Here is a 19,143-nt window from a genome sequence, read left to right as displayed (position 1 = left end):
TTTCTCCTCTTTCCTTCTACTTCAGTGCATTTTTCTGATCGTCATCTACGCCTTCTGAAGTTTCCTTCTGGAAAAAGATTTTCACAGTCATAAAGATCAGCTTAATATCCAGAAGCACCGAATAGTTCTCTATATAAAACAAATCCAGCTTCAGCTTATCATAAGGCGTTGTATTGTATTTCCCATATACCTGTGCATAACCGGTCAGTCCGGCCTTTACCTTCAGACGGTAATAGAACTCAGGGATCTCTCTTTGGTATTCTCTCATGATTTCTTTACGTTCCGGCCGCGGCCCCACCAGAGACATATCTCCCAGAAATACATTAAAAAGCTGAGGCAGCTCGTCCAGATGCAGATTCCGGATTACATGGCCTACCGGAGTAATCCGTGAATCATGTTTGGACGCCAGCCGGGCGCCGTTTTTCTCCGAGTCTACGCACATGCTCCGGAACTTGAAAATTTTAAACGGTTTCCCCTTAAAGGTCAGCCTCTCCTGACGGTAGAATACCGGCCCTTTGTCGTAAAGCTTGACTGCCAGGGCAACTATCAGCATAATCGGGGAGGAAATAATAATTCCAATCCCGGAAATCACCAGATCCATACTTCTCTTTACAAACCGCTGCTCTGCTGAAAGTCCCATGTTCCTGGACATTAACAAAGGGGTGTCGAACAAATGAATCCGGTCCGTTCCTGTCAGGATGACATCTGAAATCTTAGGGGTTACATAGCACCGGATGGAGTGGGCGAAACAATATTTCAGATATTGGTTCCGAATCTGAGAGGGTAAATCCCAGATGATGACCCCTTCATATTCCTTCATAATTTTATAGATCTCTTTTTCCCCAAGGGAAATATGAACCTTTCTGCTGATGTCATATTTATCCTTGCGGGCGTTCATTTTCTGAATCAGATCATGGGGATCCCGGTCTCCGTAAATGACCAGAAGCTTCCTGGCTCCGTACAGTTTGGAATAAATATACTGAGAACCAAAGGTCCATGCAATAATAATTACAATATCAATGAAGGTTGCCTCAATCAGTCTTCTGGGATCCAGAAACCACCGGTTAATCAGGGTAATCTGAAAATAAACAACCACATTGGTGCATATGGTGGCCAGTACCAGCGAATAAATCACGTCAATCCGCTTCAGATAGCCCACCTTTAATCCGCCGTACATTTTGGAAAAAAGCAGGTTAATCAGGGCATACAGAAGAATCAGCACCCAGTTTCCCTTTCTCCAGAATGGCTGGAAAATCAATTCCCTGTAATGATCATACCAGATATAGGCAAAGACAAGCGCCTGGGCGATAATGACAATACTCGCCAGACAAAAGACGATTGTCCGCTTGTAATCTTCTCTTTTACTCAATTTAACTCCCTCATTTCAACAAACTTAATAATTTATTATAACCCAATCTATCGGTACCGTCTATCTTCTTTCTTTGGTTTTCTTTATAATGAGGAATTATACCATATCGTTCTCTTGTTATCTAGGCAGTTTCCATTGTTATTTCTGTCAATAGCTGTTATCATTTAACTGAAAAACTTTCAGATGACATTCAAAAAGGAGAATAAACCAATGATAATTGAAAAGAATCAGAAAGAATTAGACGCCATGGAACAGTTTCATAAAGGAAACCGCCAGGAGGGCCTGCGGCTTCAGGAAGAATTCGCCGCCGCTTTCAGAGAAGCGTATAAAGACGAGGATCACTGCCCTTGTAAGAAAGCCTGCCGCTACCATGGAAACTGTAAGGAATGCGTGGCCATTCACCGGGCCCATCAGGAACATGTGCCCAACTGCATGCGGCCTATCATCAATGCAAAGATAAAAAGTTTATCCGAACTGACTGAACATACCATTGCCAGGGAAATAGAACCTCCCCATGAGGTATTAAGAAAAGAATTCCAAAATACCGGGGAATAAATATATGTTACGTAAAAACGAGTACCTTCCCTTTTCATCCGGGAAGATACTCGTTCTATTTTTTCTTATCATTCAGACTCTTTACGGCTTCGCTGAAAGTCCTGTCTTGTCATAGCTGCTTAAGTACTGTTTGCTGCCTTTATTCAGCGCTGCTCTGACCGTATAAGTATAGGTGGTTCCCGCCTTTACTGTGGTGTCCGTATAGGTGGTGGCTGTCTGGCCTTTTAGTTTCGTCCAGCTTCCTCCCGGCACTTTCCGGTATACATAATATCCTGACGCCTGTGGTACTTTCTCCCAGGTCAGACGTAAGGTATTGCTTCCTGTTTTCGCCAGGCTTGTCAGTTTCGGAGTGGCTAAATCCGGTGAACCGGAAAGACCTGTTTTATTATAGCCGCTTAGATACTGCTTTCCGCCCATATTTACCGCCGCTCTGACCGTATATGCATAGGTGGTTCCCACCTGGACGGAAGTATCTGTATAGGTGGCAGCTGTCTGGCCTTTTAGTTTCGTCCAGCTTCCTCCCGGTACTTTCCGGTATACATAGTATCCGGATGCTCCCGCTACCTTATTCCAGCTGAGTTTCAGACCGCTGTTGGCGGTTTTTGTCAGTCCGGTAAGAGTCGGAGTCCCTATGGTTGTACAAATCTTTACACTGGATTTGTAGCTGCTGCTTAATGCGCTTCCCACATAAGCCTTCACCGTGTAATAATAGTACTGACCCGGCACAGCGTTTGTATCCGTATAGGAAGTAGCGGTGGTATCCCCGATTCCGGTCCATCCGGTGGACGCTGTTTTCCGGTAAACACGGTATCCTGTGGCTCCTGTGGCCTGATTCCAGGTCACCTGAATGCTGTGGGCGTCCACTGCCGCCACTCTCTTTAAGGTTACTGTTGGTACGTTTACAGCGACCTTAATGCTGTAGTTTCCCGTATAAGTTCCTTCCCCTACATACAGGTAGTAAGTACCTGCCTTCAGGCTCAGGTTTTTGTATGAATAATTGGTTCCCGTCTTGTCGTCTTTTAAATGAAAACCGTCACTCCATATCTCCTGGCCCGCTTCGTTATACACTCCATAAGTAACATTGTCCAGCCAGGAAGTAGCGGAAAATCTCACCGAACTTGTATTTGTCAGCGTAAATTTATAGAAATCTTTTCTGTCATTTCTGGCAATCTGCCCCCTGTATACCACGTTCAGATTGATAGCGTCTGCCGTCTGCATACTGTTATTGTTGCCGTCTCCGGACTCACTGAAACTTTCGTTGGCGCTGGTAAATGCAAGTTTAAACTGATAATTGCCCGTATCATAGCCGTTTTCCACATAGAAATAGTACGTTCCTTTTGTCAGATCCAGGGACTCATTGGTAATCTCCAGATATGGGTTACTGTCCCAGATACTTTTTCCCTGGGAATCAATAATGTTGAAATAAGTAACATACATCCGGCTTATCTCTGTGACAATGTGAACGTTCAGTTTTCCGGAAGAGGGGAGGGTAAAACGATAGTAGTCCGCGTGATCGTTTTCTGCAAGCTGGCCTTTATAGGTCGTCCCCAGGCTTACCGCATCCGCAGTCGCCATAGTATTATTATTTCCGTATCCTGTCTCTGTAAGGGACTCTCCTGCAGAGGTAAAGTTTAACGTAAAGTTATAACTTCCCGAATCATGGCCGCTGCCGTCTACCAGAAAGTAATAGGAGCCTTTCGTCAAATCCACAGCATCGTTTATCACACAGCTTCCATCGCTGGAATACGAATAGGTACTCTGATTCCAGAGTTCTTCTCCTGAAGAATCCAGAATACGTACATTGCTGAGATAATTATGGGTAATCTGAATAAATGCATTGATATTGATTTTTCCCGATGAGGGCAGCGTAAACAGATAATATTTCTTGCTTTGGCTTTCAGAAATACTTCCGATTACCTTTTTTCCGAAAGAAATGCTCTGGGCGGTTCCCATAGTGTTTCGGCTCTGTACCAGAGATTCCTCTTCCTGATAAAGCTGTGCGGCGGGTTCTCCCTCTTCACAGGTATCACTTATTTCCACATCATCCGTCACCTGGTCATCTTCTTGTGAATTCCCGGAAATCTCTTCCGCTTCTTCCGCAATTTCCTCTTCCTCTGTCAGTTCAGACACGGTTTCTTCTTCCAGACATTCCTGTTCGGAAAGAGTCAGAGCAGAAGCCAGTGACGTTACCGGCATGCTTACCGCCAGTAATCCGGCAAGCCCCAGCGCCATCCATTTCTTTCTCATTTTCATGCCTCCTATATATGTAATCTCATATTTCATTATAGTCCACTCACGCCATCTTCTCAAGGAAGGATTTGTAAAATTTCTCTGAAACGAAGACTTGTCAAATCCTTTTTCCCTGTTCTAAAATATAGCTAAGTACAGCATGATTTTCGTTTGTTTTGATTGCAGGAGGTTCTGATGGATTCTATCTCTCATGAAGAATTTTCTATTTTATACACAAAATTTCAATCTTCCGGCCAGTCCGCAATCTGTCTGGATATTGCTCTTTATGGTCTCCTTGTAAAGGACGGGCCTCACTGGTCAGAAAGAGAAGCCTGCCGAAACTATCTGCACAACCGGAAAGGACCTGCCCGGAAACTTCTGAAGCAGGAGACAGACCGGGGCGGTCTCCCGGGACAGATTCTTTCCCAATGGTCTTCCCTGCGTCTTCTGTTTATCCGTCAGTATCCGGGGCTTGCATCGGCGTTCTCCTCTCTGAAGCCCTGCCTAAAAGAACAGGCGCCTGCGGGAACGGACGGGGAACGTCTCTACTATTCCCGTTTCCCCTCCCCGGAAGTCTTTTTACATATGGTTCTGCACTGCCTCTTCCTTCATTTCCTTCCTCCCTCAAAGGAAGTGGCAAAAGTCTGGGATCTGGCCTGTGATCTCTATGTTTATCACCTGATGGATCGTTATTTCCCCCGGTTCCTCAGTCCGTCTCTCGAAGAACGTATTAAACGGTATCTGGAGCGTCCAGACGCGTTAAAAGAAGAACAGAACCGGGAGACCAGGGCTCAGATTCTCCGCCGCCTGACAGAAGAACTTCCCCTTTTCACCGTCCAAAGTCTCTGCGGCTGGCTTTCTGAACACCCGGAAGTCTTTTCCGACTGGCCCTCCCTCTTTCAGAAAGACTCCCACCGGTACTGGAGAACTGCCCTGCGGGAACCCCGTTGTCTGCTCGCTCTTGCCTCCTGCTGGAGGTCCCGCCGGAATCAGGCTTCCCTGAAGGCCGGCTATGAGGGAAAACACCGGGGGAAAACTTCCGGCTCATCCGGAGTCTCTTTTTCTCTGCAGGCCAGACCGGAGTACGATTACCGGCGTTTCCTCTCCCGCTATGCCCAACCGGGGGAAGAGGTCTGTCTGGACTTTGACAGTTTCGATTATATTCCTTATACCTTCAGCCGGACTTACTACGAGAATCTGGTATTTCTGGAACCTCTGGAATACTCTGAATGTTATAAATTAAAAGAACTGGTCATTGCCATTGACACCTCCGGTTCCTGCCGGGGAGAAATTGTGAAACGGTTCTTAGAAGAAACGGGACAGATCCTAAGCAGTCAGGAGAACTTTTTCCAGAAGATGAAGGTGCATCTGATTCAATGCGATTCCATGATTCAGGGCTATGCCTGTATTACCAGCCTCCGGCAGTGGAACCAGATGACTTCCTCTTTCCGGGTACAGGGATTCGGGGGAACTGATTTCAGGCCTGTTTTTGATCTGGTGGAAACCCTGCGAAAACAAAGGAAAATCCAGGATTTAAAAGGTCTTATTTATTTCACTGACGGCGACGGAATCTATCCCTCTGCTCCCCCGGATTATGAAACTGCCTTCGTCTTTTTAAACCGCCGTCTCCAGAAAGGGAAAGTCCCTCCCTGGGCCTTTCAGTTAAATTTAAATCTGTCTCTTTCACAGAAGAAGGAACAAACGTGGGAAAGGAGCCTTGTATGAATATCCAGGAAGCGAAAGAAGAAATTATACATACAGTAAAAGCCTATACAGAAAAACGAGAGGATGGTTCCTATTGCATCCCCCGTATCCGCCAGCGGCCTCTGCTGCTTATGGGACCTCCCGGGATCGGCAAGACGGCTGTCATGGCTCAGGCCGCCAGTGAATGCGGCATCGGACTGGTTTCCTATACCATGACTCACCATACCCGACAAAGTGCCGTGGGACTTCCTCTGATTGAGAAGCGGATCTTCGGCGGGAAAGAATATACGGTCACCGAATATACCATGAGCGAGATGATCGCTTCCGTCTATGAATCTATGGAGATCACAGGAAAGAAAGAAGGAATCCTCTTTTTAGATGAAATCAACTGTGTTTCCGAAACACTGGCTCCCACTATGCTTCAGTTTCTGCAGAACAAGGCTTTCGGTTGTCATCTGGTACCCGAGGGCTGGGTTCTGGCTGCCGCGGGAAATCCCAGAGAATATAATAAATCTGTCCGGGACTTCGACATGGTCACCTTGGATCGGGTGCGTCAGATCACCATTGAGCCGAATCTTCCTTCCTGGCAGAATTACGCACGAAAAGAGGGGGTTCATCCTTCCATCCGTTCCTACCTTTCCTGCCGGCCGGATCATTTTTATTATATCGATCCGGATCTGGAGACGAAACGCTTTGTAACTGCCCGGGGCTGGGAGGATCTTTCGGTTCTGCTGAAAAGCTATGAGAATATGAACCTTCCCATTACCCGCTCTTTTCTTATGGAATTTCTCCCCTGCAGGGAAATTGCCGATGATTTCTATTCTTATTATCAGACCATGGAAAAACTGAAAAACCAGTCCTTTCTGGATGCTCTCTTCGGGGAGACTTTTTCTCAGGAGAAAGCCGCATCGTTCCCGGAACTGATAAAGAACTGGCAGATGGATGAACGCTTCTCCTGTATCCAGTGGATTTCTTCCCGTCTTCTCTCCTTAATGGAAGACTGGGAAAAAGAGCGGCGGATTCTCACCCTGCTGGAAAATCTGATGCAGACCTTCTGGCGTATACGAAAAGAGGCTCCCGGGACTTCTCCTCTGGCTGCTCTGGAAACCTTCCTGAAAGAGCAGGAAAGGGCCTTTCAGATTCAGTTAAAGTTAGGCACTTTAAAGACCTCTGAGCAGGAACAGAAAAAAGCGGCGCTTTTGTTTCTGCAGGACTCTCTCAGTTCTTTAAAGGGAAACCGGGTACGCAGCGAAGAGGAAATGAAGGAGCAGCTTAACCGGCATTTAAAGGAAAAACAAAACCTCCTCCTTCAGAAAGAGAAACAGATTCTCATTCTTATAGAGAGAATTCTTCCCCTGTTTGAAACTGCTTTTTCCAGCCAGGAGGAACAGGCTTTATTCTTTACGGAGCTTGCTTCCCATGAAGGAGGCAAATCTTTTATAACTGCCTGCAACGTCCCTTTGTGGGAGAAAATCCAGGCCTTTCTGCAGACTGATCTCTGGGATCGGCAATTAGCCTCCGTAATTTCATCTCTGTAACAGAATGCCACATAAAAAGAAGGGGGATTCCAAAAGCCTGACAGCTCCTGGAACCCCCTCTGATTCTTTCACTTTGCTTTTATGCGTGTTCCTGATTGTAACGTTCTACTTCATCCTCAATAATTCTATCCACACCAGGGAAGATTCCGGAGTCTTTCAGTCCATAGGTCAGACATGGGATGAAATGTCCGCCCGGAGCGTAAGTTTCGCATGCACGTCTTACTTCTGCCCGGATCTCTTCCTCGGAGGAATCTGCACGGTCTACTTTCGCCGCGTCGATACCGCCCATAAACACCATTTTTCCGTCCAGTTTCTTCTGCATTGCCACAATGTCGTTGGAAGGCAGAACTCCCTGCCAGATCTGTACTCCCACTTCTGCCATATCCTCTGCAATCGGTTCGCAATAGGAGTCTGCATGGTGTACCACAATGACTCCATTGTCTCTCATATAGCCGTAGATCTTTCTGTACGGCTCTTTAAAATATTCTCTCCAGGTATCCGGATTCATAAATAAACTGGTTTTAGCTCCCCAGTCGTCATGGGATAAGATTGCATCCGGATGAAGATTATCCACCAGAAGTTTTGCATAAGTAAAGCGGTATTCTGCAATGGCATCTACCAGTTCATGCATATCATCCGGTTCTGCCAGAAGATTGACCAGGGTGTCTTCAAATCCCATCAGATAATGGCACTGCTCGAAAATTCCCGTTCCCATAAATCCCATGGCCAGCTGGCCTTTTTTATGAATCTCTTCCTTCAGCTCCAGAGCCGCTTCCCAGCCTTCACTGCAGTTGGCCACCAGATCTGGCACCTTTACATAATTTCTCCATTCGGTTACATCCGGACAAACCTTATTGTCTTCCGTTACGTGAGGCATAGGGCCCGGAGCGTCTTCCGGAAACATAATACAGGTCCCCCACCTGTCATATGTAGTCTTGCCCTTCTGCCTGTTGCCTCTGCAGAATTGATTTAACGGATCGTTCATGATCATCTCAAAGGGTTCATATTCCTTCAGAAGTCTCTCCGGTTTTCCGTCCTTTTTCAGTAATTCCAATAAAATATCTTTTGCCGCACTCATATATTTACCTCCGCATTTTTATAATAAAACCGGCAGAATCTGCCGTTTTTATTTTGATAATTCCATTATATCATCGAAGGTTTTTCAGTCAACATATAATTAATTAGTTAATAAATTGACATTTTGCCGCACAGGTTCTCTTCTGGACCCCGTGCGGCAATTCTTTTTATTTTGTAATTAATTCTACTTCTACAGGGATTTCTTTTTCAACGCTTTCTCCGTTTACCAGCTTCAGGGCTGTTTCAACGGCTGTCTCTCCCATCAAATCCGGTTTCTGGGCAACGGTGGCTGCCATTCTGCCTTTTTCAATTTCTGCCAGAGCGTCATCTGTGGCATCGAAACCTACCACTACAACATCTCTGTTTCCAACTGCTTCCACAGCTCCCAGAGCCATCTCATCATTATGAGCGAATACGCCCTGAATGTCTGCATTTGCCTGCAGCATGTTTTCCATTACAGTCATGCCTTCGGAACGCTCGAAGTTGGCTGTCTGTTTCGATACCACATCAAGCTGTTCATCTGCTACTGCATGGAAGCCTTCTCCACGGTCAATGGTTGCGCTGGCCCCCGGAACACCTTCCAGCTCCGCTACTTTCGCACCTTCACCGACCAGGCTTACCAGATATTCGGTAGCCATCTTTGCACCTTCCACGTTGTCAGAGGCAATGGAACAGTCCACTTCTACTCCGTTTACCACACGGTCTACGGAAATTACTTTAATTCCTCTGGAAATGGCGTCTTTAACTGCCGGAGCCACTGCATCGGAGTCTACCGGATTTACAATCAGAACGCTGATATTCTTTGAAATCAGGTCTTCAATATCACTGGTCTGTTTTGCCGCATCGTCTCCTGCATCTACAACGATTAATTCAGCGCCTTCTTCATCGGCTTTCTTCTGTGCCCCTTCGTTTAATGTTACGAAGAAAGGGTTGTTCTGTGTGGAAACAGAAAATCCAATGCTTCCGTTTCCGGTGTTTTCTCCGCCCTGTGCCCCGTTGTCTTCTCCGTCAATGGTAATGGCGTTACAGCCTGCCAAAGAGAAAACCATCACTGCGGCCAGTAACAGGCCTGCTAATTTTTTTATCTTCATTTCCATTTCCTCCTTTTAACGTTTCCGGTCAGACAGTACTGCGATAAGAATAACGATTCCCTTTACCACATCCTGATAGTAGGAAGATACGCCCAGGATATTCAGACCGTTGTTCAGTACTGCAATAATTAAAACACCTACAAAAGTTCCCCAGATCCGGCCGCGTCCGCCGTTCATACTGGTTCCGCCAAGGGCTACTGCTGCGATAGCGTCCAGTTCATATCCGTCGCCCAGGTTCGGCTGTGCGGAATTCAGACGGGAGAGCAGAATCAGACCGGATAATGCTGCCATACATCCGGAAATGGCATATACGGCCAGTTTGGTACGGCTGATGTTGACACCTGCCAGTTTCGAAGCCATCCAGTTACTTCCTGTTGCGTAGATTCTTCTTCCGAAAGTGGTTTTCTCCAGGATGAACATAAAGATTCCGAAGATTACAAGGAATAAAATAACTGCAATGGGAATGTGATAGAAGTTTCCTTTTCCGATTAATTTCAGTGTAAAACTGTCGCCCAAATCGGAAATCGGTTTTCCATCCATGTAAATCATAGTCAGTCCGCGGTAAACAGTCATTGTAACAAGGGTTGCGATAAATGGCTGTAATCTTCCTGTGGTTACCAGTACGCCGCTGACAGCGCCCAGACCTGTACCGATTACCAGAGCCAGAATCATGGCCAGTCCCACTGGCACACCGCCGGAAATCATACCTGCACAGAGAGCTGTGGACAGCGCCAGTACCGAGCCTACCGACAAATCGATGCCGCCGGTCAGGATGACACAGGTCATACCAAAGGCAATCAGACCGTTAATGGAAGACTGCCGAAGCAGTGATAAAAAGTTGCCTACTGTCCTGAACTCCGGACTGATAATTCCAATTACAATTACTAAAAGCACCAGGGCGATCAGTGCCCCAAGGTCTTGTATCCGATTCATTGCTTTCTTATTATTCATTTAGATTCCCTCCCGTTGCCAGAATCATTACATTCTCCTGGTTTGCTTCTTCTTTACTCAAAATACCCCTGACGAGTCCTTCTCTTACTACCATAATCCGATCTGCCATCCCCAAAACTTCCGGCAGCTCGGAAGAAACCATAATCACGGCCACTCCTTTTGCAGCAAGTTCATTGATTATACTGTAAATTTCTTTTTTTGCCCCGATGTCTACGCCACGTGTAGGCTCATCCAGAATTAAAACCTTCGGATTGGTATAAATCCATTTGGCAAAAACAACTTTCTGCTGGTTTCCTCCGCTTAAATTCGTACATTCATGATCCGGTCCGAAACATTTGATGTGCAGCTCTTCGATTCCCTGTTTTACCAGATCCTGTTCCGCTTTCTTCTGTAACACCCCGTTTTTGGAAATACGGCCCAGGTTTGCAAGGGAAATATTTTTCATAATGCTTTCTTCCAGCATCAGTCCCTCGACTTTTCTGTCCTCAGTAATAAAGCCTACCCCATTTTTTATGGCCTGCTGAGGATTTTTGTTCTGCACTTCTTTGCCATCAATGTAAATATGCCCTGTCACATGGGGCATGTTGCCAAAGATGGCCTGCATAATTTCTGTTCTGCCTGCACCCATTAAACCTGCCACACCTAAAACTTCCCCGGCATGAACCTGGAAAGATACGTTCTGAAATACCCCCGGGCAGGTTAAATCCTTCACCTCAAAGACAGTTTTTCCAATCTTTGTATCTCTGAGCGGATACCGCTCTCCGATTTCACGTCCAATCATCATACGGACCACGTCGTTCATATCCGTATCTTTAATTCTCTTTGTATCTATGTAGGTACCGTCCCTCAATACCGTGATCCGGTCGCACAGCTCGAAAATTTCTTCCATACGGTGAGAGATATAGACGATGGAAACCCCTTTCTCCCTGAGAGAATTTACCACCTGGAACAGCACTTCTGTCTCGCTCTGTGTTAAGGCTGCTGTGGGTTCGTCCATGATAATTACCTGGGCATCCACCATTAACGCTTTGGCAATTTCAATCATCTGCTGCTGTCCTACAGACAATTCGCTCATCTTCTGATTCGGATCGATTTTTACCCCCAGACGATCCAGAATCGCTCTCACCTGTTTCTGCATTTCTTTCTTGTTGCAGACTCCGAACCGGTTCTTAATTTCTTTTCCCAGGAACATGTTTTCTTCTACTGTCAGATCAAACAGTACATTTAATTCCTGGTGGATAAAGACGATCCCCGCTCTTTCTGCTTCCTGAGCATTTTTGTAGCATACTTCCTGACCGTCTACGATAACCGTTCCGGCATCCTTCGTATAAACCCCTGTTAAAATCTTCATCAGGGTGGACTTTCCGGCTCCGTTTTCCCCCATTAATGCGTGGATTTCTCCGTGATCCAGTAGAAAACCGGCGCTTTTGAGAACCGCATTGCCCCCGAAGGATTTGTCAATTCCCCGCATCTCAATCTGCATGTTACACCCTCCTTTTTAGAAAATACAGCCAGACTGTAAAATAATATTGGCATAAGGCGTTGTCTCTCCTGTACGGATAACGGCCGCGCACTCTTTCGTACACTGCTTTAGTTCCGCATGGGATACAAAGACAACTTCCGGCTTCATGTCCTTCTCCGCTTCAAAATAAGCCAGAATCTCCTTTAAAACCTCTGGATTCTTCTCCTTTATCTCTTCTGCAAGAATAATCTTCTCCACTTTCATATCCCCGCAAACCACCTGAAATACCTCCAGAAAAGATGGTTGTCCGAATTTTACAGCCAGGTCGATTCTTTCTGTCTCTTCGGGGATCGGCAGTCCGCAGTCCCCGATACAAATCCGATCCGTATGTCCCATATAAGAAAGCACCCGTGAAATGTCACTGTTTAAAACCCCGTTTTTCTTCACCCTTTCAGCCTCCTTATCGCTTCCTCAACCTCTTCTGCCGTCGGCATACCGCTCTGAGCCCCGAATTTCTCAGTAGATAGGCTGGCTGCAACATTGGCATAGGTCAGAGCATCTTTCATCCCTGCGCCGCCCGCAATCTGAACGGAAAAAGCTCCGTTTAAGGTATCCCCTGCCCCTGTGGTATCTGCCACATTGGCCTTTCTGGCAGGAACTGTCAGCACTTCACCGCTTTTCAGACAGGTGGAAACCCCTCTGGATCCCTGGGTAATCACCAGTTTTTCCGGATACTGCTTCAGCAGTTCTTCGGTGCTGCTTCCCTCTCCGAAAATCAGAACTGCTTCATGTTCGTTAGGGGTAAGGTAACTTACCTTCTCAATAATCTCCATGGGAACTTCTGCTGCCGGCGCCGGATTTAAAACAACCGGAATGTTTTCTGCAGCGCACAGTTCTACCACATAATGGACGGTTTCCAGGGGAATCTCATGCTGGAGTACTACCATATCATAAGTTTTCAGTTCCTCTTTAATGCTGTCCACATAGTCTTTGTCTACTTCCCCGTTTGCTCCTGCAACTACCACAATCGTATTGTCGTTGTCTCCGACGGTAATCATGGCGATTCCTGTGGGTACCTCTTTCAGGACCCGGATATGGTCTGTCTTTACGCCGGATTTTCTCAGATTATCAAGCATTGCCTTTCCGTTGCTGTCATCCCCCACGCAGCCGAACATTTCAACTTCCGCACCCAGCTTTGCCATTGCTACTGCCTGATTGGCTCCCTTTCCTCCAGGAATGTAGCTGATTCTGTCTCCCTTTAACGTCTCGCCTTTCTGTGGAATTCGTTCGGCCGTTACAGTCATATCCATGTTGATACTTCCTACAACTGCAAGTTTCATATTTGCCTACTCCTTTCCTCGTTGAAACCGGTTTCATATCAGCTTTAAATAAAAACCTCTTTTGAGGTTCTGTATTTGAAACCGGTTTCATATCTGTTGTATTCATTATATAAGCTACACCTGCATCTGTCAATTCTCTTTTGCAAATTCAGCAGTATGAACACTTTTTTCTGTTCGCTTTTGTACAATAACACAATATATCCGTGGGAATCTCTTCCCTTTTACCAGACGAAACTCCCCCTATAAGATAAAAAGTATTCTCTTCGCAATTTGTAAACCAAAAATTTTAAAAAAGTAAAAAAAATACAGGCCCTGGGAAAAACGAAACCGTTTTTCCCAGGGCCTGTATTTTATTTAAACCGTATGTCTGCGTAGGCTTTGATTTCTTCTACGCATTTTTCAAATCCCAGTTTTCCGCTGTCCAGACATAGATCATAATTTCTTGCGTCTGTCCATTCATGACCGGTATGGTACCGGTAGAAATCCGCCCGGTATTTATCTGTCTTCTCTATGTATTTCTTCATTTCCCGTTCCGTCATGCTGTGGCGTTCCATTGCCCTTTCCAGACAGAATTTTTCATCTGCATGAATGAAAATACTCAAAACATTGGGATAGTCTTTTAAAATATAATCTGCGCACCGCCCTATAATCACACAGGACTCCTTCTGGGCCAGTTCTTTAATGATTTTGGCCTGGTAGTTAAACAGATTATCATCGGAGACAAAATCACTGCTTTCCGGCGGGAGCAGTTCTCCCTCATAAGGACGTTTTAAAAGCCGGAAGAAACCTGCATGACGCACTTTCTCATCAGACATTCCAAAGAGCCGCTCATTGATTCCGCTGTCTTCAGATGCCATTCTCAGTATTTCCGTGCTGTAGCAGTGAACTCCCAAATCTTTGGCCAGCATAGCCGCTATGGTCTTTCCTCCGCTTCCGTACTGCCTTGCAATGGTAATAACAACATTTTTCATAAGACGTCCCCCTATTCTCCTAAATATGCTTTCTTTATAGAGTCATCTTCCAGTAAATCTTTTGCTTTTCCTTCCATCACGATATTTCCGGTTTCCAGAACATAGGCTCTGTCCGCAATGGAAAGGGCTTTCTTCGCATTCTGTTCCACCAGTAAAACCGTGGTACCGCTTTTGCTTACGGATTCAATAATGTTAAAAATCTCGTTTACCAGGATAGGAGAAAGTCCCATGGACGGTTCGTCCATTAAAATGATCTGGGGTCTGGACATTAACGCCCGTCCCATAGCCAGCATCTGCTGTTCTCCGCCGCTTAAGGTTCCGGCCATCTGGTTCTTTCGCTCTTCCAGACGGGGAAATCTCTCATAAATCTGCTTCAGGCTCTCCTCTATCTCCGCCTTGTCTTTGCGGGTGTACGCTCCCATTTTCAGGTTCTCGTAAACACTGAGGTCTGCAAATACACGTCTTCCTTCCGGCACATGGGCCATTCCCATAGATACAATCTTATGGGCCGGCACTTTCGTAATATCTGTGCCCTCGAACATAACCGAACCTTTTTTGGGAGACAGCAGCCCGGTAATCGTATGAAGAATCGTTGTCTTGCCGGCTCCGTTCGCTCCGATCAGGGCAATAACCTCTCCTTTATTCACCTGGAAAGAGACTCCTTTTATGGCCTGAATCACTCCGTAATATACTTCTAAATCTTTGACTTCCAGCATCGCCATAACCGTTTCCTCCTATTCTCCCAGATATGCTGTGATAACCTGCGGATCGTTGAGCACTTTATCTGTAGTTCCCTGTGCAAGCACTTCTCCGAAGTTCAGAACTGTCAGTTTCTCGCAGATTCCGCTTACCAGCTTCATATCATGTTCAATCAGAAGAATGGTCATATGAAACTGTTCTCTTACAAACCGGATCATATCCATTAATTCTTCTGTCTCGTTGGGGTTCATACCCGCTGCCGGTTCATCCAGCAGAAGCAGTTTCGGATCCGTAGCAAGCGCTCTGGCAATCTCCAGCTTTCTCTGCTGTCCATAAGGCAGATTCGCCGCCTGATAATCCGCCACAGAATCCAAATCAAAAACTTTCAGAAGGTCCATGGCCTTTTCATCCATCTCTTTTTCCACTTTGCGGTATCTGGGAAGTCTTAAAATCCCTTCTACGGTAGAATAATGATGGTTGTTATGCAGACCGGCCTTTACGTTATCCAGCACGCTCATCTTCTTAAACAGACGGATATTCTGGAACGTTCTCGCGATACCGGCCTTACTTATATCGATAATCTTCTTTCCTGTTATATCTTCTCCATCCAGCAGCACTTTTCCGGTATCTGGACGGTATACTCCTGTAAGAAGGTTAAACACTGTGGTTTTCCCGGCGCCGTTGGGGCCGATCAGACCATACAGCTCTTCTTTTTCAATGGTAATGTCAAAACCGTTTACCGCCCGGAGGCCGCCGAAGGAAATCCCAAGATTCTTTACGTCTAATAAAGCCGCCATTATTTCACAGCCTCCTTTTTCTTTTTACCGAAAGAAAGATATTTCTCTCTCCACTCAATCGCCTTTGGCGCCCAGTTGAACAGCATCATAATAATCAGGACAATCGCATAAATCAGCATACGATAGTCGGACAGCCCTCTTAACACCTCCGGAAGAAGGGTCAGAATCACTGCGGCTATCATGGAGCCTCTCATACTTCCGATTCCGCCCAGAACTACGAATACCAGAATGGTAATGGACATATTATATCCGAAGTTATTGGTATTTGCCGTTAAGGTGGACAGATTGTGGGCATATAAAACGCCTGCTGCTCCGGCTAAAGCCGCTGAAATGGTAAATGCCATCAGTTTATATTTGGTCACGTTAATTCCGATGGACTCTGCTGCGATCCGGTTATCACGAATAGCCATAATCGCCCGTCCGTCTCTGGAATCAATCAGATTCAGAATAATGAAAAAGGTAATCAGGATAACAATTACGCCAATGAGAAATGTGGCGTCTTTGGGTGTTCCTGTAATTCCCTGGGGCCCGTTGAGAATTACCATGCCATCCGGCTCCATATTCAGGGCCATAACGTCTTTGGTAGAAAAATGGAATCCGTTGGAATCTTTTCCGATATATAAAACGTTTACCAGATTCTTAATAATCTCTCCGAAAGCCAGGGTTACAATGGCCAGGTAGTCTCCTTTCAGACGCAGTACCGGAATACCGATGAGAATTCCGAAAACTGCCGCCACGGCAATACCAACCAGAAGGGCTAACAGAAAGCGAACCAGATCCGCCTGGATCACATCTTTCATACATTTTGAGAAAAACGCACTGAAGAACGCTCCCACACACATGAACCCTGCATGGCCTAAACTCAATTCTCCCAGAATACCCACTACCAGGTTTAAGGAAACTGCCAAAATCACATAGGTACACAGCGGCACCATCAGTCCTTCCAGCAAACTGGAAATACTTCCCGTATTAATCAGAAGCTGTACTACAATATATGCTGCGATTACCAACGCGTAAGTAATCAGATTGCTGCGTGTTTTTTTATTCATTTTCTTCAACATTCTATCTACCTACACTTTCTCCTGAATATTCTTTCCTAACAGTCCCGTAGGTTTCACCAAAAGTACAATAATCAGAACCGCAAATACAATCGCGTCTGCAAGCTGAGAGGAAATATAGGCTTTTCCCAGAATTTCAATAATTCCCAGAAGGATTCCTCCGATAAACGCTCCCGGTATGGATCCGATTCCGCCGAATACAGCAGCCACGAAGGCTTTAATTCCGGGCATTGCTCCCGTATAAGGAGTCAGGCTCGGATAGGCGGAACAAAGCAGAACTCCGGCGATGGCAGCCAGAGCAGAACCGATGGCGAATGTCAGCGCAATGGTTCCGTTTACGTTAATTCCCATAAGCTGAGCGGCTCCTTTATCTTCCGATACGGCGCGCATGGCCTGTCCCGGTTTTGTCTTCTGTACAAAGGTAATTAACACAGCCATGATAATCACACAGGCTGCAATCGTCACAATGGTTTCTCCGGAAATACTGAGTTTTCCTCCGGCGAAAGAAAGACCCTTCCACTTAATTACAGACTGGAAAGACTGGGCGTTTGCCCCGAAGATCAGCAGGGCCACATTCTGCAGAAGGTAGCTGACGCCGATTGCGGTAATTAAAACCGCCAGTGAAGAGGATGCATTTCTCAGAGGCTTGTACGCAACTCTTTCAATCAGAACACCAAGTACGGTACAGACAACTACTGCAAGCAATACACCCAGAACGGGAGAAAGTCCTGCCTGTGTCATTCCCACCAAAGCCATATAGGCGCCAATCATAATGACGTCTCCATGGGCGAAGTTCAGCATCTTTGCGATACCGTAAACCATGGTGTATCCAAGGGCAATGATTGCATAGACACTTCCGAGGCTCACTCCATTAATCAAATACGATATAAAGCTCATACTCATTCCCTCTCATCTTTTTTGTGGTAAATCACTTTTTTGTACTGCGGTTTTACTTTCGCTGTACGTGCGCAATTATAGCACATTGCCTTATAAGAAACAACTTATAAAATAAGCGGCAACATGACTTTTCTGTCATGCTGCCGCCCGCTTACTTTCTGTCACAGACAGCTTACTCGTTTACCTGCAGTACCTTATAAGCGCCGTTTTCAATAACTACTACTGTTGCTTCTTTGGAAGGCTCTCCGTCTTCGCCCCAGGTGATCTGTTTTCCTGTAAGACCGTCAATGGTAATCTCGGTCATACCGGTCTTCATGGCTTCACACATATCAGATACACTCATATCCGGAGTAATTTCTGCCTGTTCTGCTGCTGCTTTGATTGCATATACACAGTCATAAGCATCGGCTGCGAACTGAATCGGGGTATCGCCGAAGGCTGCTTCAAAATCTGCTACGAAGGTCTGAGTCATCTCATCCTCTGCATCTGCTGTAAATGGAGTCAGGAACATAACGCCCTCTGCCAGGCTGGTATCAAATCCGTCCAGAGACAGCAGTCCGTCCATTCCGTCACAGCCGAAGAAAGAAGGTGCATAGCCCATCTTCTCTGCCTGAGCCAGAATCAGAGATGCTTCCTGATAGTAAATCGGAAGGAATACCAGGTCAGCGCCTGCATCTTTTGCTTTCTGAAGCTGTACCGTAAAGTCGGATTTATTGTCTGCTGTAAATGCTTCAGCAGCTACGATTTCCAGTCCGGCTGTACCTGCTTCTTCTGCAAATTTCTGATAAATACCAGAAGAATATACGTCAGAACTGTTATAAATAACAGCAACTTTCTCTGCTAATCCGTTTTCAGAGATGTAATCAGCAGAAGCTTTACCCTGGTTCGGATCAGAGAAGCACATACGGAATGCGTTGTCATACTGGATACTCTCTACTGCTGTTGCAGAAGGAGTGAGCTGGAACATATTGTCTCCCTGAGTTTCCTCTACCACTGCTGTACAGGGAGTGGAAGTAACGGTTCCTACCAGCATCTGCATTCCCCAGTCTTTCAGGGTGTTATATGCGTTTACAGATTTTTCTGAATCAGACTGATCATCCTCAAACTGATATTCAATCTGTTTTCCGTTAATACCGCCTGCTTCGTTGATTTCGTCAACTGCAAGCTGGATACCATTTTTTACCGCAATACCATAAACTGCAGCATCTCCTGTTGTTGGTCCGATTCCGCCGATTTTAAAAGTATCGGAGCTGGATGAGCCGGATTCTTCACTCTTGCTTCCGCAGGCAGTAAGGGATGCGGCTACAAGAACTGCTGCCAGTATCAGACTTGTTGCACGTCTTATCTTTTTCATAAAATTTTCCTCCTTTTCCGCTTTAACATAGCATCATAGCCAAATGTTACC

General features: G+C 45.9%; 17 protein-coding genes. 3 read left to right on the top strand and 14 right to left on the bottom strand.

The features are described 5' to 3' along the window. Nucleotides 1-16: 16 nt before the first annotated feature. On the bottom strand, nt 17-1,369 hold the full coding sequence (locus B5F53_RS10495; protein ID WP_087223126.1) for an exopolysaccharide biosynthesis polyprenyl glycosylphosphotransferase: 1,353 nt from the start codon (nt 1,367-1,369) through the stop codon (nt 17-19). A 210-nt stretch (nt 1,370-1,579) separates the two neighbouring features. Between B5F53_RS10495 and B5F53_RS10490 the strand changes: the two genes are divergently transcribed. After that, the gene (locus tag B5F53_RS10490) at nt 1,580-1,924 is read left to right on the top strand and encodes an LPS biosynthesis protein (protein WP_087223124.1); all 345 of its coding nucleotides are present in this window, start codon (nt 1,580-1,582) and stop codon (nt 1,922-1,924) included. An 81-nt stretch (nt 1,925-2,005) separates the two neighbouring features. Here B5F53_RS10490 and B5F53_RS10485 read toward each other — a convergent pair whose 3' ends face one another. Further along, nucleotides 2,006-4,171, bottom strand: coding sequence for a fibronectin type III domain-containing protein (locus tag B5F53_RS10485; protein ID WP_087223122.1), 2,166 nt, complete (start codon nt 4,169-4,171; stop codon nt 2,006-2,008). Between the two features lie 177 nt (nt 4,172-4,348). Between B5F53_RS10485 and B5F53_RS10480 the strand changes: the two genes are divergently transcribed. Together B5F53_RS10480 and B5F53_RS10475 are read left to right on the top strand one after the other, a co-directional pair. Then, nucleotides 4,349-5,878 carry a vWA domain-containing protein gene (locus B5F53_RS10480; protein WP_087223120.1) on the top strand — a complete coding sequence of 510 codons (1,530 nt, stop codon included), beginning with the start codon at nt 4,349-4,351 and terminating at the stop codon, nt 5,876-5,878. Continuing rightward, nucleotides 5,875-7,395: an ATP-binding protein gene (locus B5F53_RS10475; protein WP_087223118.1), complete on the top strand. Its 1,521-nt coding sequence runs from the start codon at nt 5,875-5,877 to the stop codon at nt 7,393-7,395. The genes B5F53_RS10480 and B5F53_RS10475 overlap by 4 nt, the downstream gene beginning before the upstream one ends. Nucleotides 7,396-7,474: 79 nt before the next feature. Here the strand turns inward: B5F53_RS10475 and B5F53_RS10470 are convergent, their stop codons facing one another. The 12 genes from B5F53_RS10470 to B5F53_RS10415 form a co-directional block, all read right to left on the bottom strand. Continuing rightward, nucleotides 7,475-8,473 (bottom strand): uroporphyrinogen decarboxylase family protein, encoded by a 999-nt coding sequence (locus B5F53_RS10470; protein WP_087223117.1) that lies wholly within the window; start codon nt 8,471-8,473, stop codon nt 7,475-7,477. Nucleotides 8,474-8,639: 166 nt separating this feature from the next. Then, nucleotides 8,640-9,563 carry a D-ribose ABC transporter substrate-binding protein gene (locus B5F53_RS10465; RefSeq protein ID WP_087223115.1) on the bottom strand — a complete coding sequence of 308 codons (924 nt, stop codon included), beginning with the start codon at nt 9,561-9,563 and terminating at the stop codon, nt 8,640-8,642. A 15-nt stretch (nt 9,564-9,578) separates the two neighbouring features. Further along, entirely contained in the window at nt 9,579-10,514 is a 936-nt protein-coding gene (locus tag B5F53_RS10460) for an ABC transporter permease (RefSeq protein WP_087223113.1), read from the bottom strand. Then, nucleotides 10,507-11,997, bottom strand: a complete 1,491-nt coding sequence (locus B5F53_RS10455) for a sugar ABC transporter ATP-binding protein (protein WP_087223111.1) — start codon at nt 11,995-11,997, stop codon at nt 10,507-10,509. The genes B5F53_RS10460 and B5F53_RS10455 overlap by 8 nt, the downstream gene beginning before the upstream one ends. 15 nt (nt 11,998-12,012) lie before the next feature. Next, complete coding sequence (gene rbsD, locus B5F53_RS10450) at nt 12,013-12,423, bottom strand: D-ribose pyranase (RefSeq protein ID WP_087223109.1); 411 nt, start codon at nt 12,421-12,423, stop codon at nt 12,013-12,015. After that, nucleotides 12,420-13,316: a ribokinase gene (gene rbsK, locus B5F53_RS10445; RefSeq protein ID WP_087223107.1), complete on the bottom strand. Its 897-nt coding sequence runs from the start codon at nt 13,314-13,316 to the stop codon at nt 12,420-12,422. Before rbsK ends, rbsD begins: the two co-directional genes overlap by 4 nt. A 350-nt stretch (nt 13,317-13,666) precedes the next feature. Further along, the gene (locus tag B5F53_RS10440) at nt 13,667-14,287 is read right to left on the bottom strand and encodes a cytidylate kinase-like family protein (protein ID WP_087223106.1); all 621 of its coding nucleotides are present in this window, start codon (nt 14,285-14,287) and stop codon (nt 13,667-13,669) included. 11 nt (nt 14,288-14,298) lie between these two features. Beyond that, complete coding sequence (locus tag B5F53_RS10435) at nt 14,299-15,009, bottom strand: ABC transporter ATP-binding protein (protein ID WP_087223104.1); 711 nt, start codon at nt 15,007-15,009, stop codon at nt 14,299-14,301. A 12-nt stretch (nt 15,010-15,021) separates the two neighbouring features. Further along, a complete protein-coding gene (locus tag B5F53_RS10430; protein WP_087223102.1) occupies nt 15,022-15,783 on the bottom strand; it encodes an ABC transporter ATP-binding protein in 762 nt (253 codons plus the stop codon). Next, nucleotides 15,783-16,832 (bottom strand): branched-chain amino acid ABC transporter permease, encoded by a 1,050-nt coding sequence (locus B5F53_RS10425; RefSeq protein WP_204246928.1) that lies wholly within the window; start codon nt 16,830-16,832, stop codon nt 15,783-15,785. The genes B5F53_RS10430 and B5F53_RS10425 overlap by 1 nt, the downstream gene beginning before the upstream one ends. A gap of 21 nt (nt 16,833-16,853) precedes the next feature. Continuing rightward, nucleotides 16,854-17,738 carry a branched-chain amino acid ABC transporter permease gene (locus tag B5F53_RS10420; RefSeq protein WP_087223098.1) on the bottom strand — a complete coding sequence of 295 codons (885 nt, stop codon included), beginning with the start codon at nt 17,736-17,738 and terminating at the stop codon, nt 16,854-16,856. A 172-nt stretch (nt 17,739-17,910) separates the two neighbouring features. Beyond that, nucleotides 17,911-19,092: an ABC transporter substrate-binding protein gene (locus tag B5F53_RS10415; RefSeq protein ID WP_087223096.1), complete on the bottom strand. Its 1,182-nt coding sequence runs from the start codon at nt 19,090-19,092 to the stop codon at nt 17,911-17,913. Between the last annotated feature and the right edge of the window lie 51 nt (nt 19,093-19,143).

Source organism: Blautia sp. An249, from assembly GCF_002159835.1.
Lineage (GTDB): Bacteria > Bacillota > Clostridia > Lachnospirales > Lachnospiraceae > Blautia_A > Blautia_A avistercoris.
The sequence above is the reverse complement of the archived record's forward strand: the minus strand, read 5'-3'. Positions and strand labels throughout refer to the sequence as shown.

What these genes read in the sequence shown, in the direction of transcription:
- B5F53_RS10490 (WP_087223124.1), top strand. Translation starts at nt 1,580, where the DNA reads ATGATAATTGAAAAGAATCAGAAAGAATTAGACGCCATGGAACAGTTT.
- B5F53_RS10485 (WP_087223122.1), bottom strand. Translation starts at nt 4,171, where the DNA reads ATGAGAAAGAAATGGATGGCGCTGGGGCTTGCCGGATTACTGGCGGTA.
- B5F53_RS10480 (WP_087223120.1), top strand. Translation starts at nt 4,349, where the DNA reads ATGGATTCTATCTCTCATGAAGAATTTTCTATTTTATACACAAAATTT.
- B5F53_RS10475 (WP_087223118.1), top strand. Translation starts at nt 5,875, where the DNA reads ATGAATATCCAGGAAGCGAAAGAAGAAATTATACATACAGTAAAAGCC.
- B5F53_RS10470 (WP_087223117.1), bottom strand. Translation starts at nt 8,473, where the DNA reads ATGAGTGCGGCAAAAGATATTTTATTGGAATTACTGAAAAAGGACGGA.
- B5F53_RS10465 (WP_087223115.1), bottom strand. Translation starts at nt 9,563, where the DNA reads ATGAAGATAAAAAAATTAGCAGGCCTGTTACTGGCCGCAGTGATGGTT.
- B5F53_RS10460 (WP_087223113.1), bottom strand. Translation starts at nt 10,514, where the DNA reads ATGAATAATAAGAAAGCAATGAATCGGATACAAGACCTTGGGGCACTG.
- B5F53_RS10455 (WP_087223111.1), bottom strand. Translation starts at nt 11,997, where the DNA reads ATGCAGATTGAGATGCGGGGAATTGACAAATCCTTCGGGGGCAATGCG.
- rbsK (WP_087223107.1), bottom strand. Translation starts at nt 13,316, where the DNA reads ATGAAACTTGCAGTTGTAGGAAGTATCAACATGGATATGACTGTAACG.
- B5F53_RS10440 (WP_087223106.1), bottom strand. Translation starts at nt 14,287, where the DNA reads ATGAAAAATGTTGTTATTACCATTGCAAGGCAGTACGGAAGCGGAGGA.
- B5F53_RS10435 (WP_087223104.1), bottom strand. Translation starts at nt 15,009, where the DNA reads ATGGCGATGCTGGAAGTCAAAGATTTAGAAGTATATTACGGAGTGATT.
- B5F53_RS10430 (WP_087223102.1), bottom strand. Translation starts at nt 15,783, where the DNA reads ATGGCGGCTTTATTAGACGTAAAGAATCTTGGGATTTCCTTCGGCGGC.
- B5F53_RS10425 (WP_204246928.1), bottom strand. Translation starts at nt 16,832, where the DNA reads ATGAATAAAAAAACACGCAGCAATCTGATTACTTACGCGTTGGTAATC.
- B5F53_RS10420 (WP_087223098.1), bottom strand. Translation starts at nt 17,738, where the DNA reads ATGAGCTTTATATCGTATTTGATTAATGGAGTGAGCCTCGGAAGTGTC.
- B5F53_RS10415 (WP_087223096.1), bottom strand. Translation starts at nt 19,092, where the DNA reads ATGAAAAAGATAAGACGTGCAACAAGTCTGATACTGGCAGCAGTTCTT.